Annotated in this window: 14 protein-coding genes; 4 read left to right on the forward strand and 10 right to left on the reverse strand. The window is 39.2% G+C overall.

All coding sequences use genetic code 11. The features are described 5' to 3' along the window. Nucleotides 1–9: 9 nt before the first annotated feature. Both POD11_RS01505 and POD11_RS01510 read right to left on the reverse strand, forming a co-directional pair. Complete coding sequence (locus POD11_RS01505) at nt 10–1,026, reverse strand: aspartate carbamoyltransferase catalytic subunit (RefSeq protein WP_016141676.1); 1,017 nt, start codon at nt 1,024–1,026, stop codon at nt 10–12. 124 nt (nt 1,027–1,150) lie between these two features. Next, nucleotides 1,151–1,495 carry a hypothetical protein gene (locus tag POD11_RS01510; protein ID WP_262456066.1) on the reverse strand — a complete coding sequence of 115 codons (345 nt, stop codon included), beginning with the start codon at nt 1,493–1,495 and terminating at the stop codon, nt 1,151–1,153. Between the two features lie 239 nt (nt 1,496–1,734). Here POD11_RS01510 and rlmKL point away from each other — a divergent pair, with 239 nt between their 5' ends. Continuing rightward, nucleotides 1,735–3,945 carry a bifunctional 23S rRNA (guanine(2069)-N(7))-methyltransferase RlmK/23S rRNA (guanine(2445)-N(2))-methyltransferase RlmL gene (rlmKL, locus tag POD11_RS01515; RefSeq protein WP_262456067.1) on the forward strand — a complete coding sequence of 737 codons (2,211 nt, stop codon included), beginning with the start codon at nt 1,735–1,737 and terminating at the stop codon, nt 3,943–3,945. A gap of 18 nt (nt 3,946–3,963) precedes the next feature. Here rlmKL and POD11_RS01520 read toward each other — a convergent pair whose 3' ends face one another. Together POD11_RS01520 and clpB are read right to left on the reverse strand one after the other, a co-directional pair. After that, entirely contained in the window at nt 3,964–4,380 is a 417-nt protein-coding gene (locus tag POD11_RS01520) for a hypothetical protein (RefSeq protein WP_239975731.1), read from the reverse strand. 258 nt (nt 4,381–4,638) lie between these two features. Then, complete coding sequence (gene clpB, locus POD11_RS01525; protein ID WP_005070314.1) at nt 4,639–7,218, reverse strand: ATP-dependent chaperone ClpB; 2,580 nt, start codon at nt 7,216–7,218, stop codon at nt 4,639–4,641. Between the two features lie 300 nt (nt 7,219–7,518). On the opposite strand from clpB, the gene POD11_RS01530 reads away from it, so the two are divergent. Further along, nucleotides 7,519–8,328: a peptidoglycan DD-metalloendopeptidase family protein gene (locus POD11_RS01530; protein ID WP_262456068.1), complete on the forward strand. Its 810-nt coding sequence runs from the start codon at nt 7,519–7,521 to the stop codon at nt 8,326–8,328. Here POD11_RS01530 and POD11_RS01535 read toward each other — a convergent pair. The 3 genes from POD11_RS01535 to POD11_RS01545 all read right to left on the reverse strand — a co-directional run bounded on the left by POD11_RS01535 (nt 8,325) and on the right by POD11_RS01545 (nt 9,466). Continuing rightward, nucleotides 8,325–8,750: a GNAT family N-acetyltransferase gene (locus POD11_RS01535; RefSeq protein ID WP_239968021.1), complete on the reverse strand. Its 426-nt coding sequence runs from the start codon at nt 8,748–8,750 to the stop codon at nt 8,325–8,327. The genes POD11_RS01530 and POD11_RS01535 overlap by 4 nt on opposite strands. A gap of 95 nt (nt 8,751–8,845) precedes the next feature. Next, nucleotides 8,846–9,268 (reverse strand): OsmC family protein, encoded by a 423-nt coding sequence (locus tag POD11_RS01540; RefSeq protein ID WP_004642007.1) that lies wholly within the window; start codon nt 9,266–9,268, stop codon nt 8,846–8,848. A 78-nt stretch (nt 9,269–9,346) separates the two neighbouring features. Further along, on the reverse strand, nt 9,347–9,466 hold the full coding sequence (locus POD11_RS01545; protein ID WP_002121587.1) for a hypothetical protein: 120 nt from the start codon (nt 9,464–9,466) through the stop codon (nt 9,347–9,349). 240 nt (nt 9,467–9,706) lie between these two features. Between POD11_RS01545 and crp the strand changes: the two genes are divergently transcribed. Together crp and POD11_RS01555 are read left to right on the forward strand one after the other, a co-directional pair. Beyond that, complete coding sequence (crp, locus tag POD11_RS01550; protein WP_016141682.1) at nt 9,707–10,414, forward strand: cAMP-activated global transcriptional regulator CRP; 708 nt, start codon at nt 9,707–9,709, stop codon at nt 10,412–10,414. A 159-nt stretch (nt 10,415–10,573) separates the two neighbouring features. Then, a complete protein-coding gene (locus tag POD11_RS01555) occupies nt 10,574–11,623 on the forward strand; it encodes an NADP(H)-dependent aldo-keto reductase (protein WP_262456069.1) in 1,050 nt (349 codons plus the stop codon). A gap of 55 nt (nt 11,624–11,678) precedes the next feature. On the opposite strand, the gene POD11_RS01560 is transcribed toward POD11_RS01555, so the two are convergent. From POD11_RS01560 to POD11_RS01570, 3 genes are all read right to left on the reverse strand, one after another. Further along, nucleotides 11,679–12,458: a M48 family metallopeptidase gene (locus tag POD11_RS01560; protein WP_016143296.1), complete on the reverse strand. Its 780-nt coding sequence runs from the start codon at nt 12,456–12,458 to the stop codon at nt 11,679–11,681. Nucleotides 12,459–12,573: 115 nt separating this feature from the next. Continuing rightward, a complete protein-coding gene (locus tag POD11_RS01565; RefSeq protein ID WP_262456070.1) occupies nt 12,574–12,891 on the reverse strand; it encodes a hypothetical protein in 318 nt (105 codons plus the stop codon). A gap of 122 nt (nt 12,892–13,013) precedes the next feature. Next, nucleotides 13,014–14,333 carry an adenylosuccinate synthase gene (locus tag POD11_RS01570; protein WP_044101722.1) on the reverse strand — a complete coding sequence of 440 codons (1,320 nt, stop codon included), beginning with the start codon at nt 14,331–14,333 and terminating at the stop codon, nt 13,014–13,016. Nucleotides 14,334–14,350 lie beyond the last annotated feature (17 nt).

The raw sequence follows: 14,350 nt of genomic DNA on the forward strand, positions 1-14,350 counted from the left end.
ATCCATTCCTTACAACGTAATCGCTTCAATTAAACCTTGCTCTTGGAGTTGGCCTTGCATTGATAACGCCAATACAGCCATACGAACTGCAATACCATTAGTTACTTGTTTCAAAATAACCGACTGGTCTCCATCAGCAACACTTGAATCAATTTCTACACCACGATTCATCGGTCCCGGGTGCATCACGATACAGTCCGGTTTAGCTAAACCAAGACGTTCTTTGTTTAAACCATACATTCTGTAAAATTCAGACTGTGAAGATAATGCTGGAGAGTCAATACGCTCATTTTGAATACGTAAAGCAATAATTACATCACAATCTGCAATTCCAGCATCCATGTTGTTGAATAAGCGAACATGCTCGCCATATTCAGAAAAGCCCACCGGCAATAATGTATTCGGTGCAATCACACGAATATCTTTACAGCCCAATGTTTGCAGTGCAGCCACATCTGAACGAGCAACACGAGAGTGTTTAATGTCACCAATAATGGCAACACTTAAATCTTCAAACGGTTTTTTAGTTTCACGGCGAATCGTCAGCATATCGAGCATCGCTTGCGTTGGATGTGCATGACGGCCATCCCCTGCATTAATAATTGCGACTTTTGGACATACATCTTTAGCAATGAAATGTGCAGCACCCGAAGATGAATGGCGAACAACAAAAATATCCGCTGCCATTGCTTCAAGGTTCCAGAGCGTATCGCGGAGAGTTTCACCTTTTGAAGTACTTGAACGTGCAATATCAATGTTCAATACATTGGCAGACAAACGTTTAGCTGCTGCTTCAAAAGTAGTACGGGTACGGGTGGAATTTTCAAAGAAGAGATTCATAACCGTTAATCCCTCTAAGAGCGGACGGTTAATTAAATTATTATTATCATCTAAAAAGCTTTGTGCGGTATCTAAAATCTTGGTGAGGTTTTCTTTTGAAAGTCCCTCAATCGTTAAAAAATGTTTTAAATTTCCGTCTTGATTGAGCTGAACCTGGCTCGGTTGATGCAACGCTGCAATATGCATAATGGATTCCTATGGGTCGAATCGCGAAAACGTGCATAGTGTAGCTGAATTCCGCTCTTTTCGCAGAAGAACTTTACAGAATAAGGCCCTAAATTGACCAGAAAATTTAGAACCTTATTGGCAATTACCTTAATGCACCAATGTAATGGTGTGGAACTTGTGCCCGATAAATATCTTCGGCGGTAATTTCTGACTCTTCTTCGACTTTTATAGCAGCAATTTTTTCTTTTTGAGAAGGCTCAGATATTGTATCAAGCAACGATTTCAATCGCTCAACACATCGTTTTAATTCGTCATCTTCAGTTTCTAGTGCAAGCGCAATGACATATTTTGCATAATCTTTATTTTGAACCATGTACATTGCATCTATTACCCGCCCCGTTACTCTACGCATGCGTACATAGATCTGTGTGGCTACCGAGAAAGCATCTGCATTGGCAATAAAACCATTCCCCATCATGTCTTTCATTTATTATTACCCCATCACTTTAAAATAATAAAATGGTTAAAAAATAGCTTTGCTTGTTAAATAAATAACCATTGATAGGATAGAGTTAGCAAAATACATACCACTTTTACTGTATTAATCTATAAAAATCAGTTTATTGGTTGGTTTGTGATAGGTTGCAATAATTTAAAAACCTTTATACATCAAAATAAGTTAAACTTTGCATCGTTAATATTTATATGTTTTGGTCAATCGAGTTTATGAATACCTCTTTACGTTTAAACCACTATTGGATTACTTGTGCTGATGGTTTAGAAGCCCTTTTACAAGAAGAAATAGAACAGCTTGGCACCAAAGTGACAGAACGTAAAGCAGGACGTTTAATCATTGAAGGAACGCTTGAACATGCTTACCGCATCTGTATGTGGTCGCGTCTTGCTTCTCGTGTTTTACTTCCAATTCATACTTATGAACTTGAACATACACACGATGCACGTGATGTAGCTGAAGAGCTTTATGAAGGTGCAATTAGCTTTGACTGGTCACTTATTTTTGCACCACAAAGTACTTTTGCAATTCGTTTACATGCAGAGCGTGAAATTAAGGTTAACACTCAATTTGCAACACTTCGAGCAAAAGATGGTGTTGTCGATTCCTTTATGGAAGCTGTAGGTCGTCGTCCAAGCATTGACACCAAACAACCAGAAATTACGCTCTATGTTTTAGCAGGTAAAACTGAACATACCTACTGCCTAGATTTATCTGGTGATTCATTACATAAACGTGGTTACCGTCGTTATATGACGGATGCGCCAATTAAAGAAAATCTTGCTGCGGCAATCTTGCAAAAAGCTCAGCTTCAGCAACGTAAGCCAGAGATCGTGCTCGACCCAATGTGTGGTTCAGGTACATTTATTATTGAAGCATTAATGATTTTGACTGACCGTGCACCAGGACTTGTTCGCCGTTTTGGTTTTAATGGTTGGCATGGTCATGATCGCGAACTTTGGCTTTCACTTAAAGCTGAAGCAGCAGAACGTCATGAAAAGGCGCTAGAATTACCTTTACCTAAATTTTATGCCTACGATGCAGATTGGGAAGCGGTAAAAGCGACTCGTGAAAATATTATTGCGGCGGGCTTTGAAAAAGTATTAGGTCAAATTCAAATTGAAGAACGTACTTTAGCTGACTGGCCTGATTTTTCTACTGAAGGCAAAACTGCATTTATTGTGACAAACCCTCCATACGGTGAACGTTTAGGTGATAAAGCCTCTAACCGCTCTCTTTACTTAGGTTTATCTGCACTTCTACAAAAACATTTCCCAAATCAATATGCAGCTATTATTGCAGCTCAAATTGAACAAGCCGATGTTTTAGCATTTGAAGCACCTGAAACCTTACGTTTAATGAATGGTAAGTTACCAATTTACATTCGTTTTGGTTCAATTAAGCCAGAAAAAGTAACTCAGCCATTTTTAGCAACTTGGCAAGCTCAACCTATTGAAATGGAAGAAGCTCAAGATTTTGCTAACCGTCTGCAAAAAAATATGACTGCCTTGAAAAAATGGGCAACCAAAGAAAATGTTTATTGCTTACGTTTGTATGATGCAGACTTACCTGACTTTAATGTCGCTGTAGATTTATATGGCGATCGCTTACATGTTCAGGAATATGCACCACCAAAAACGATTGATCCTGAAAAAGCAAAAAAACGTTTTAATTTGGCACTCGCTGCGATTCGTGCTGTTACCGGTTTAAACCGCGATGCCATCTTTATTAAGACACGTGCGCGCCAAACAGGTACTAATCAATATACGAAACAAAGTACAGCTTCAAAACGTTTTATCGTTCAAGAAGGTAAAGCTAAAATTTTAGTGAATCTAACAGATTACCTAGATACAGGTTTATTCCTTGACCACCGTCAAATGCGTTTACGTATTGCTCAAGAAGCTCGTGGTAAGCACTTCTTGAACTTATATAGTTATACGTCTACAGCAAGCTTACATGCTGCTTTAGGCGGTGCTGCAAGCACGACAAGTGTAGACTTATCTAATACCTACTTAAGCTGGTCAAAAGAAAACTTCGTTTTAAACGGTCTTACTGTAGATCATGCAGATGAACAGCACATGTTCTTTGCGAGCGACTGTTTTGAATGGTTAAAAGAAGGTCATGAACAATACGATCTTATTTTTATCGATCCACCGACATTCTCAAACTCGAAAAAATTCTATGGTACTTTCGACGTTCAACGTGACCATGTTTCACTCATTAAACGTGCAATGAACCGATTAAACAGTGAAGGAACGCTCTATTTCTCAAACAACTATCGTGGTTTCGAGATGGATGAAGAGATTGAAGCTATTTTTCAGGTTGAAGAAATCACTTCTGAAACGATTGGACTTGATTTTAAACGTAATCAGAAAATCCACCGTGCTTGGAAAATCCAGCATCCTAGTCTAGATCAATATTAATAAGATTAAAGGTTATTATTACTTCACGGTAATAATAACCTCACCATGAACATTTTTTGATTCAAAATCATATTTGGTAAAGCGGTCTGCTCTTTCGGGTAACGCAATCATTTCCAGTTTCTTCTTTTCTTTACTATCTAAAACATGATTTTGTTTTTGTTCTTGATAAGGAGAAAGTACGCTAGTTCTAAGCGCATCCCATCGAACTTGCTGTAAATAATTATCGCCCAATGCCTGACGTGCTTGTTGTTGTTCTACCACAGGTTTCTTAGCATCGTCTTGAGCTTTCGCAATAATTACAGGTAAAGCTGCATTTACCGCTCCAGTTTGTGTCGCTAATGCCCCTTCACTCAGAGGCTGCGCTGCCAAAACATTCATTGGTATCAGCGTAATAAGGCCCAAAACACACAGTGCAGATCCTTGTTTATTGTTCATTGCATCTATCCTAAATTGTTATTGTTCGTTATATCGAACAAAATTAACAATTTTTTAAACATGTCGCAATCTTATAAATAGACTTCCCGACCATTAACATTGATCATTTTAAAATCTGAAGTATTTCACACGTATTTTGTGAAGATTCACGTTGTTTTATAGATTTTTATCTTAGGTCTGTACGTCAGTGCCAACTCTATAGAAAATAAAAAAGAGAATATGTTTCCATATTCTCTTTTCGGTTTTAGCAGAACAAGCTTAGCTGAGTTTCATTTTATCGAAGACTAAATGCCCATTTTCGCCTTTAACTAAAATGGTATCACCTGCAACAAAATCACCCGACAAGATTTTTTGAGCTAATGTGTTTTCAATCTGTTGTTGAATCGCACGTTTTAATGGACGCGCGCCATAGACAGGGTCGAAGCCAGCATCAATCAATAAATCAAAGGCAGTGTCATCTACAGTTAAACTCATGTCACGATCAACAAGACGTGAACGTAAACGATCCAACTGAATATCGGCAATGCCACGAATTTGTGCTTTTTTGAGTGAATGGAAAATCACAAGCTCATCAATCCGGTTAATAAATTCCGGACGGAAATGCTGACTTACTGCATTCATTACAATAGTACGCACTTCATCGTCTGTTGCACCCTCACCTAGTTCACGTACATCTTGTGAACCTAAGTTCGAGGTCATCACAATGACCGTATTTTTAAAGTCGACTACTCGACCTTGTGAGTCTGTTAAGCGTCCATCATCCAACACTTGTAGCAAGATATTGAATACATCGGGATGCGCTTTTTCAACCTCATCAAACAACACCACACTATAAGGTTTACGGCGGACAGCTTCAGTTAAAACACCACCTTCTTCATAACCCACATAACCCGGAGGTGCACCAACCAAACGACTCACCGAATGTTTCTCCATGAATTCACTCATGTCGATACGAATCATGGCATCATCACTGTCAAACAAGAAGTTAGCCAGTGCTTTGGTCAATTCTGTTTTACCAACACCAGTTGGACCCAAGAATAAGAATGAACCACTAGGACGATTCGGGTCAGACAAGCCTGCACGTGAACGACGAACCGCATTCGATACAGCTACGACCGCTTCATCTTGCCCAACAACACGATCATGTAAAAACTCTTCCATATTAAGAAGCTTTTCACGCTCGCCTTGCATCATTTTAGCAACCGGAATTCCTGTTGCAGCACTAACAACTTCAGCAATTTCATTTTCAGTTACTTTAGTACGAATGAGTTTTGGCTCTTCGTTCTCTTCTGCAACTTCATCTTGCTCCAGTTGTTTTTGAAGCTCTGGAATTACGCCATACTGTAAACGTGCTGCCTCTGCCAAATCACCTTCACGCTGAGCTTTTTCAAAAGCAATACGGGCTTTATCAAGTTCAACCTGAGCCTGTTTAGTACCTTCTACCAAAGTTTTTTCAGACTTCCAGATTTCTTCAAGATCGTTGTATTCTTTCTCGACTTCAGCAATCTGTTTTTCAAGATGAGTGACTTCAGCTTTGCTGCCGACATCTTCATCTTTTTTCACCGCTTCCAATTGCATTTTTAACTGAATTAAACGGCGATCAAGTTTATCAAGCGCTTCAGGTTTAGAGTCAATCTCCATTTTAATACGAGAAGCTGCCTCATCAATCAAATCAATTGCCTTGTCCGGTAATTGACGGTCGGTGATATAGCGATGAGACATTTTCGCCGCAGCAATAATCGCAGAGTCTAAAATTTGCACACCATGGTGAGTGGCATATTTCTCTTTTAGACCACGCAAAATTGCAATCGTATCTTCAACACTTGGTTCATCAACTAGTACTTTTTGGAAACGACGCTCTAAGGCCGCATCTTTTTCAATATATTGGCGATATTCATCTAAGGTTGTTGCACCCACACAGCGCAATTCACCACGAGCCAACGCAGGTTTTAACATATTCCCTGCATCCATCGCGCCATCACCTTTACCTGCACCTACGAGTGTATGTAACTCATCAATAAACAGGATGATTTCACCTTCGTGTTTTGCCAAGTCTTTTAAAACAGCTTTTAAACGTTCTTCAAACTCACCACGATATTTAGCACCAGCCAGTAATGAACCTAAGTCGAGGGATAAAACACGTTTATTTTTTAATCCCTCTGGCACTTCGCCATTCACAATACGCTGTGCCAAACCTTCAACAATAGCAGTTTTACCTACACCCGGCTCACCAATAAGAACAGGGTTGTTTTTGGTACGACGCGATAACACCTGAATGGTACGGCGAATTTCATCATCACGCCCAATCACAGGATCAAGTTTTCCAGATAAAGCCCGCTCAGTTAAATCAATCGTATATTTATTAAGTGAGTCACGTTGGTCTTCGTGATTATTACTCATGACTTTGTCATTACCTCGAATATGTTCAATTACTTTGCGTAAGCTGTCGGGAGTTACACCTACCGCACTTAAAATATTTTTAGTTTCGCCAGTCTCTGCCAAGCCTAATAAAACCCAGTCAGTTGATAAAAATTCATCACCTGCTTTTTGCGCATATCTGTCTGCCAAATTAAGCGCTTTAACCGCTTCTGGGTTTAAGTTGACATCACCTGTTGGATTGGCAATAGTCGGCGCATCTTTTATAGCTTGCTCAAGCTTTTGTTTAAGTTCAGGTAAGCGCGCACCTGCTTGTTGCAACAAACTAATATTTGATGGCTCTTCTAATAAGGTAGACAAAATATGAATACCTGCAATAGCAGTATGGTCTTTACCCATCGCTAAAGATTGAGCATCTGAGAGGGCTTGCTGCAAGCGGTTTGTAAATTTTTCAAAACGCATTCTTGTTATTCCTCACAACAAATTTGTACTTGTCTAATAGATGGGAACACTTCTTCGGATTTCAAATAAATTTTTATATATTTTTCATAATGTTATTTAAATAACAATGAGTAAAACTCCATTATAATATGGGATTGTTTTGTATATATTTCAAGTACAGTTCAGCTACATTTTATTAAAATGCTTGATTATTTAAATTCATGCTTATTCATACTACACTTTTCACAAAGTCTTCATTGAGAATTTAATAATTAAGCTTTAGTTTATCTGGCTAGTTTCCTACTCGTTTTGAAATGAAAAATGCACTTTAAACATATTATATTAACAACAACTTGTCTTTTTACTTCGGCACTGGCAATCGCTCAGCTTCCACAAGATTCCAGAAGACCTGGTGGAATTGCAGTTGTTCCTCTAAGTGCTGATATTACTCAGGTCACTTTTCAACAAAAGCCCGTTTTAATCAGTCAAGAAGGTCAGCAGCGTTATGCTGTATTTGGCATTCCGTTGTCTACTCCAATCGGCAGTATTCAGCTCGACACGAATAAAGCTCCGATTCAAGTAGAAGTTAAGTCTTATCCTTACGCTGAACAACGAATTAAAGTCACTAATCAAAATTATGTGAACCCTAATCAAAGTCAGTTAGACCGTTACGCTCAAGAAGCTAAAGAACAAAATGATGTGTATACCTCATTTACACAAAGTTCATGGCAAACCCTACCAATATTTATACGCCCGACTTCAGGGAAATTTACCAACTCTTTTGGCAGAAAACGCTTTTTTAATGGTGAAGAACGCGCGCCTCACTCAGGGTTAGATATTCCAGCGCCAGTAGGACAAAAAGTAGTTGCTCCTGCAGATGGTGTGGTTATCCAAACTGGATCTTATTTTTTTAATGGACAAACCGTTTTGATTGACCATGGTCAAGGTCTAATCAGCATGTTCTGCCATTTAAGCGCAATTAAAGTAGAGAAAGGCCAACACATCCGCCAAGGAGAAACGTTAGGCTTAGTGGGCAAAACTGGACGTGTGACAGGCCCTCATCTGCATTGGGGCATGAGTCTTAATAATGCTCGGGTAGATCCTCAGCTTTTTCTAAATACAGCTCGTTAATTTAAAGCTTTACGAAAATACTTTGGCGCCTCGATATAGCCTTCTCTTAGGTAAAATTGATGTGCCAAAGGTCTTTGCATGCCAGAATGAAGTTCCATTCTGTCACAACCACGTTGTCTTGCTAACCTTTCTGCTTCTTGCACCAGTAAATGTCCCACTCCTTTGCTACGCATCTTCTCGTCAACGCATAGATAACATATTTTGGCAAAGTCACCTTGCAAAGCTATTTGCGGAATAAAGTAGAGAGATAAAAAACCACAAATTTTATCCTCCTCTTCAGCAACTAAAATTTTTGAGTTAGAGTCATTATTTAATAATTCAAATTTTTCTTGGATAAGAGCGAGAGGTTGTAGATATCCCATCTGTTTGAGTAAGTCACATATTGTTTGAGTATCTTCCGATTTCGCAAAACGAATATTCACTTTTATTCTCCTTATTATTTTTTAGTTATTTTTGACAATAAAAAAGCCAACTCTCATGTCAGCTTCTTTTAATTACTAGCTATCAAAAAACTGCTTTATTCTGCTTCAATAATTTCGAAGTCATGTGTAATTTCCACACCACCATCAGAAAGCATTTTACTCGCTGAACAATATTTCTCGGCAGACAATTCAACTGCTTTTGCGACCTGCTTTTCTTTCACAGCTTTACCAGTTACCACAAAGTGTAAGTGGATTTTAGTAAAGACAGCCGGAATTGCGTCAGCGCGCTCAGCTTTTAAGTTACATACAACATTCGTCACATCTTGACGAGATTTTTTTAAAATTGTCACAATATCAAACGAAGCACACCCACCAAGTCCCATTAATAATAACTCCATAGGACGTGGACCACGGTTTTCACCACCATACTCAGGTGAGCCGTCCATGATGACACTATGCCCACTATCCGATTTCGCTTCAAAAGCAACATTCTCTAGCCAATGTACACTTGTTTGCATTGCAACTACCCAAAAAAAATTATAAATTTAAGCAGGGTCTGTTGACATTTCATCTATGGATTGCGTTATAGCTAAAAATTAATCCAAATAAGACGCAAAACCCAGACAATGGCAATCCTTTGTCCAGTTTTGTAATAAAGTTTGTGAAATTTCAGCCATAATCTGAGTTGCAATTAAAGCAGCGCAGGCATAGCGCAAGACCAAGTTATTTTGTACGTTCCGTTGTTAAGATCTATTTATTTAGAATGGCTAAATTTCATAGTTCTTATTTGGTACGTCTAAAAGAATTGTCTTATGTCGCAACCATCTGTGAAATGTCAACAGGCCCTTGTTTTGTACACTAACATAAAATGAGTTGATAAGGAATTTCATCTCTTCTGTGTAATAGCTCATCTCGAGCTTGTGTGAATTGTTTACCCTATTCGGAACATATTAAGCATGACTTCAAATTTTTCACAACTCAGCACAGATGCTTTATCTCCGGGGCAACTACCTGAATCCGTTAAAGCATTGTTAAAACGTGCTCACATCAACAGATATCCAAAACGAACCACAATTGTTGATGCCGGAACAGAGTCAAAATCTTTATATTTAATTTTAAAAGGCTCAGTTTCAATTATTTTACGTGAAGATGATGAACGTGAAATTGTTGTCGCATATTTGAATCCGGGCGATTTCTTTGGGGAAATGGGGCTTTTCGAACCGAACCCTCAACGTACAGCCGAAGTTCGTACTCGTGATGTCTGTGAAATTGCAGAAATTTCATATGACAACTTCCACGAACTTAGCAAACAATATCCAGATTTAAGTTATGCTGTTTTTGCACAATTAGTTCGCCGTCTAAAAAATACGACACGTAAAATGACAGATCTTGCTTTCATTGATGTGTCTGGCCGTATTGCACGTTGTTTAATCGATCTATCTTCTCAGCCAGAAGCAATGATTTTGCCGAATGGTCGTCAAATTCGTATTACTCGTCAAGAAATTGGTCGTATTGTTGGATGCTCACGTGAGATGGTTGGCCGTGTACTCAAAACCTTAGAAGATCAAGGTATGATCCAAACTGATGGTAAAGCTATTCTTATTTTTGATGCTTCATTAGAAGAAAACCCAGTTTCTGATGATGACTACGACGATGAAGAATAATATTCTTTAAATTTTTAATAAAAAGCAAACTTCGGTTTGCTTTTTTTATATGCAACAATGAGTTAATACACAAAACTTACAAACTATTCTAATTTTATGATTTAAGTTGAATACATATTCTCCGTTAGGCTAACTCAAAATTTCCAAGGATTTCGCTGTATGCAATTTAACCCACTTAGTCGCACAGGCCTTAAACTTCCAGAAATTTGTTTAGGCACCATGACATTTGGCGAGCAAAACTCCCAACAAGAAGCTTTTGAACAACTCAATTACGCCTTGGCACATGGTTTATATTTTTGGGATACGGCAGAGATGTATTCTGTTCCACCCAAACCGGAAACCTACGGTGCAACTGAAACGATTATTGGCAATTGGTTTGCTCAGTACGGACAACGTGACAAAGTCTTTCTTGCATCTAAAATTGCAGGCCCAGGCTTTGGAGGAACCCACATCCGAGAAGGCCATACTCGCTTTAACAGCGACCATATTGCCAAAGCCCTAGATGGTTCACTTAAACGTCTCCAAACGGACTATATCGATCTTTATCAACTGCATTGGCCTGAACGTCATACCAATTTTTTTGGTACACTCGCTTATGGCAATCAGCAAGCACAAAATGATTACGACACAACACCTCTAGAAGAAACATTATTCGCTCTACAAGAAGAGATTAATCGCGGGCGTATTCGCTATATTGGTTTATCAAATGAAACCCCGTGGGGCACTATGAAATTTTTACATTTGGCTGAAAAGCTGGGTGTCAGTAAATTTGTAAGTGTTCAAAACCCGTATAGTCTTCTCAACCGCACCTATGAAATAGGGATGTCAGAGATTGCTAAATATGAAGATGTCGGCTTGCTCGCTTACTCTCCTCTGGCTTTTGGTTACTTAACGGGTAAGTTTAGAAATGGCGCTCGTCCTGCTAATGCCCGTGTAACACTATTTCCTCGCTTTAGTCGCTACAGTAACCCTCAAAGCGAATGGGCAACTGAACAATATGCACAGCTAGCAGAAAAACATGGGCTAAGCTTAACTCAGATGGCTTTAGCTTTTATTAAACAACAGTTCTTCGTGACCAGCACAATTATTGGTGCTACGAATTTAGACCAACTCAAAGAAAATATTCAGGCATTTGAGATTGAGTTACCAAGTGAAGTTCTAAAAGGTATTGAGGCCATCCATACTCAACAACCCAACCCTGCTCCTTAAACAAAAAACGGATGCTTAAGCATCCGTTTTCTTTATCTATAAAGGATTTTATATCTTATTTACGGCTATTATAAACTGCCATTGCCGCAGGTAAGTTTTTACGCATATCACCAATACGCTGAGAGTTAGATGGGTGAGTAGACAAGAATGATGAACCACCGCCACCTTCAAGCTTATTCATTTTTTCCCAAAGTGTAATCGCCGCATTTGGATTATAGCCTGCACGCGCCATCAGCATTAAACCGCCTTGGTCCGCACGACTTTCCAAGCTACGAGAATATGGCAAGCCCACACCTACTTGTGTACCCAACTGAGCAGCAGCAGTACCAAGTTGGCCTACATTATTACCCGCATAGCTTAAACCAATGCCTAGAGCTAAATCAGTTAAAGCTTGAGCACCAATTTTACTTTTCGCATGCTCTTCCAAGGCATGAGTCATTTCATGGCCCATAACAGCTGCGATTTCAGCATCTGTTAGGTTCAGTTTATTCACAATACCTGTATAGAACACTACCTTGCCACCAGGTGCAACGTAGGCGTTAATTGTATCTGACTTCAACACCGCTAACTGCCAGGTAAATGGCTGGCCAGTCTGATTCATCTGGTTGGCATATGGTTTTAAACGGTTGAATACAGCATTAATACGGTTATATGTACTAGAACTTGTATCGAGAGCACCCTTACCACGTGCTTCCTGCACCATCTTATTAAAACCTTGAGCAGATTGAGCATTTAAGGTTGCAGTATCTGCACCAGCCATATCCGCTACTGTTGCACAGCCAGAAATGGTCATCACACTTGCAGCACACAAGCTCAAAAAGAGTTTTTTATTCATAACATTGATCACCTAAATCATTAAAAAGCTGTTTATTCTTTTGCACTTATTATAAGAAATACCACTCATGCTTTGAATCTCTCATTTCTTCATGATCATAGTATTTATGTAACGATCAAGCCGATAATGTCATCAAATAAATCCAGAAAATTAAACAGATTACATTTAAACCCAGATAAACATGACTTAAGGTCTTAACTTTGTTTTCAAGATTAGAACTTTCCCTTTTCCAGAGTAAATAACTATTTTGTATGAGGACGACAGGAATTAACACGCATGCAAACAGAACTGACAAGCTCATAAAAGCGGTCATAAAGAAATCTTCATGATATTCCTGTCCATAAATAACCAACATGGCCAGCGTGGGTGAACCGCCAATAGCAAATAAAAAAGAATAAAAAATTGTTTTTGAAATAGTTGGTTGCAGCTTCATCCTGAGCCCATCATTCCTTATCTATATATAACGTTTTAATCTGAATCTAATAAAACGAAAACTGCACTTTAGTCGGGTATAAAAAAGCCCCCTGTTTGGAGGCCTTTTTTAATCTTTGCTAATTAAGCAGAGAATGGGTGACGTAAAACAATTGTTTCTGCACGGTCTGGACCAGTTGAAACGATATCAATCGGACATTCGATTAATTGTTCAATACGCTTAACATAAGCCAAAGCATTTGCTGGTAATTGGTCGATACTAGTTAAACCAACAGTTGACTCACTCCAACCCGGCATAGTTTCGTAGATTGGCTTCAAGCATTCAAAAGAAACCGCATCTGAAGAACCTACACAACCTGAATCTGTATTTTCATAACCCACACAGATTTTCACTTCTTCTAAACCATCTAAAACGTCAAGTTTAGTTAAGCAAATACCTGAAAGAGAGTTTACATCTACAGAACGGCGAAGAATTTCAGCATCAAACCAACCACAACGACGTTGACGACCAGTAGAAGCACCAAATTCATGACCAACTGTACCTAGGTGTTTACCAATTGGATCACCAGAATCAGCCGCTGCATCGTAAACCAATTCAGTTGGGAATGGACCAGCCCCTACACGTGTTGTATAAGCTTTAGTAATACCTAATACATAATCAAGATGTAAAGGTCCCATACCTGAACCTGAGCTTACGCCACCAGCAGTTGTATTTGAACTTGTAACATACGGGTAAGTACCGTGATCGATGTCTAGAAGTGAGCCTTGAGCACCTTCAAACATTACCGCTTTACCTTCTTTGCGATAGTCATGCAACACTTTAGTCACATCAATCACTAATGGAGCAAGAACTTCACGCCACTGGTTGCAAAGAGCTAATACATCTTCAAATTTAACTGCTTCTACACCGTAGAACTGAGTTAATTGGAAGTTATGTAACTCAAGCATTTCAGACAGTTTTTCTTCTAATGCTGCACCACCACGAACAAGGTCAGCAACACGCACTGCACGGCGAGCTACTTTATCTTCGTAAGCAGGACCAATACCACGACCTGTAGTACCGATTTTAGCGTTACCACGTTTCTTTTCACGTGCCTGATCAAGTGCAATATGGTTAGGCAAAATGAGTGGACAGTTTGGAGAAATACGTAGACGTTCTTTAACAGGAACACCTTCCGCTTCCAAAATTCCCATTTCTTCAATTAACGCGGCTGGTGAAAGTACTACACCATTACCAATTAAGCACAATACGTTTTCACGTAAAATACCTGATGGAATGAGGTGCAAAACAGTCTTTTTACCACCTACGACAAGAGTATGACCTGCGTTATGTCCGCCTTGATAACGTACTACCGCAGCCGCCTGGTCTGTGAGCAGGTCGACGATTTTACCTTTACCTTCGTCGCCCCATTGGGTACCAAGTACCACAACATTTTTGCCCATAATAGCCTCATTACATC

The sequence above is a fragment of the Acinetobacter sp. P1(2023) genome (assembly GCF_028367635.1).
In the GTDB taxonomy this organism is placed as follows: domain Bacteria; phylum Pseudomonadota; class Gammaproteobacteria; order Pseudomonadales; family Moraxellaceae; genus Acinetobacter; species Acinetobacter pittii_E.

Excerpts from the sequence above, each read along its gene's own strand:
- POD11_RS01505 (WP_016141676.1), bottom strand. The coding sequence starts at position 1,026 with ATGCATATTGCAGCGTTGCATCAACCGAGCCAGGTTCAGCTCAATCAA.
- POD11_RS01510 (WP_262456066.1), bottom strand. The coding sequence starts at position 1,495 with ATGAAAGACATGATGGGGAATGGTTTTATTGCCAATGCAGATGCTTTC.
- rlmKL (WP_262456067.1), top strand. The coding sequence starts at position 1,735 with ATGAATACCTCTTTACGTTTAAACCACTATTGGATTACTTGTGCTGAT.
- POD11_RS01520 (WP_239975731.1), bottom strand. The coding sequence starts at position 4,380 with ATGAACAATAAACAAGGATCTGCACTGTGTGTTTTGGGCCTTATTACG.
- clpB (WP_005070314.1), bottom strand. The coding sequence starts at position 7,218 with ATGCGTTTTGAAAAATTTACAAACCGCTTGCAGCAAGCCCTCTCAGAT.
- POD11_RS01530 (WP_262456068.1), top strand. The coding sequence starts at position 7,519 with ATGCACTTTAAACATATTATATTAACAACAACTTGTCTTTTTACTTCG.
- POD11_RS01540 (WP_004642007.1), bottom strand. The coding sequence starts at position 9,268 with ATGCAAACAAGTGTACATTGGCTAGAGAATGTTGCTTTTGAAGCGAAA.
- crp (WP_016141682.1), top strand. The coding sequence starts at position 9,707 with ATGACTTCAAATTTTTCACAACTCAGCACAGATGCTTTATCTCCGGGG.
- POD11_RS01555 (WP_262456069.1), top strand. The coding sequence starts at position 10,574 with ATGCAATTTAACCCACTTAGTCGCACAGGCCTTAAACTTCCAGAAATT.
- POD11_RS01560 (WP_016143296.1), bottom strand. The coding sequence starts at position 12,458 with ATGAATAAAAAACTCTTTTTGAGCTTGTGTGCTGCAAGTGTGATGACC.
- POD11_RS01565 (WP_262456070.1), bottom strand. The coding sequence starts at position 12,891 with ATGAAGCTGCAACCAACTATTTCAAAAACAATTTTTTATTCTTTTTTA.
- POD11_RS01570 (WP_044101722.1), bottom strand. The coding sequence starts at position 14,333 with ATGGGCAAAAATGTTGTGGTACTTGGTACCCAATGGGGCGACGAAGGT.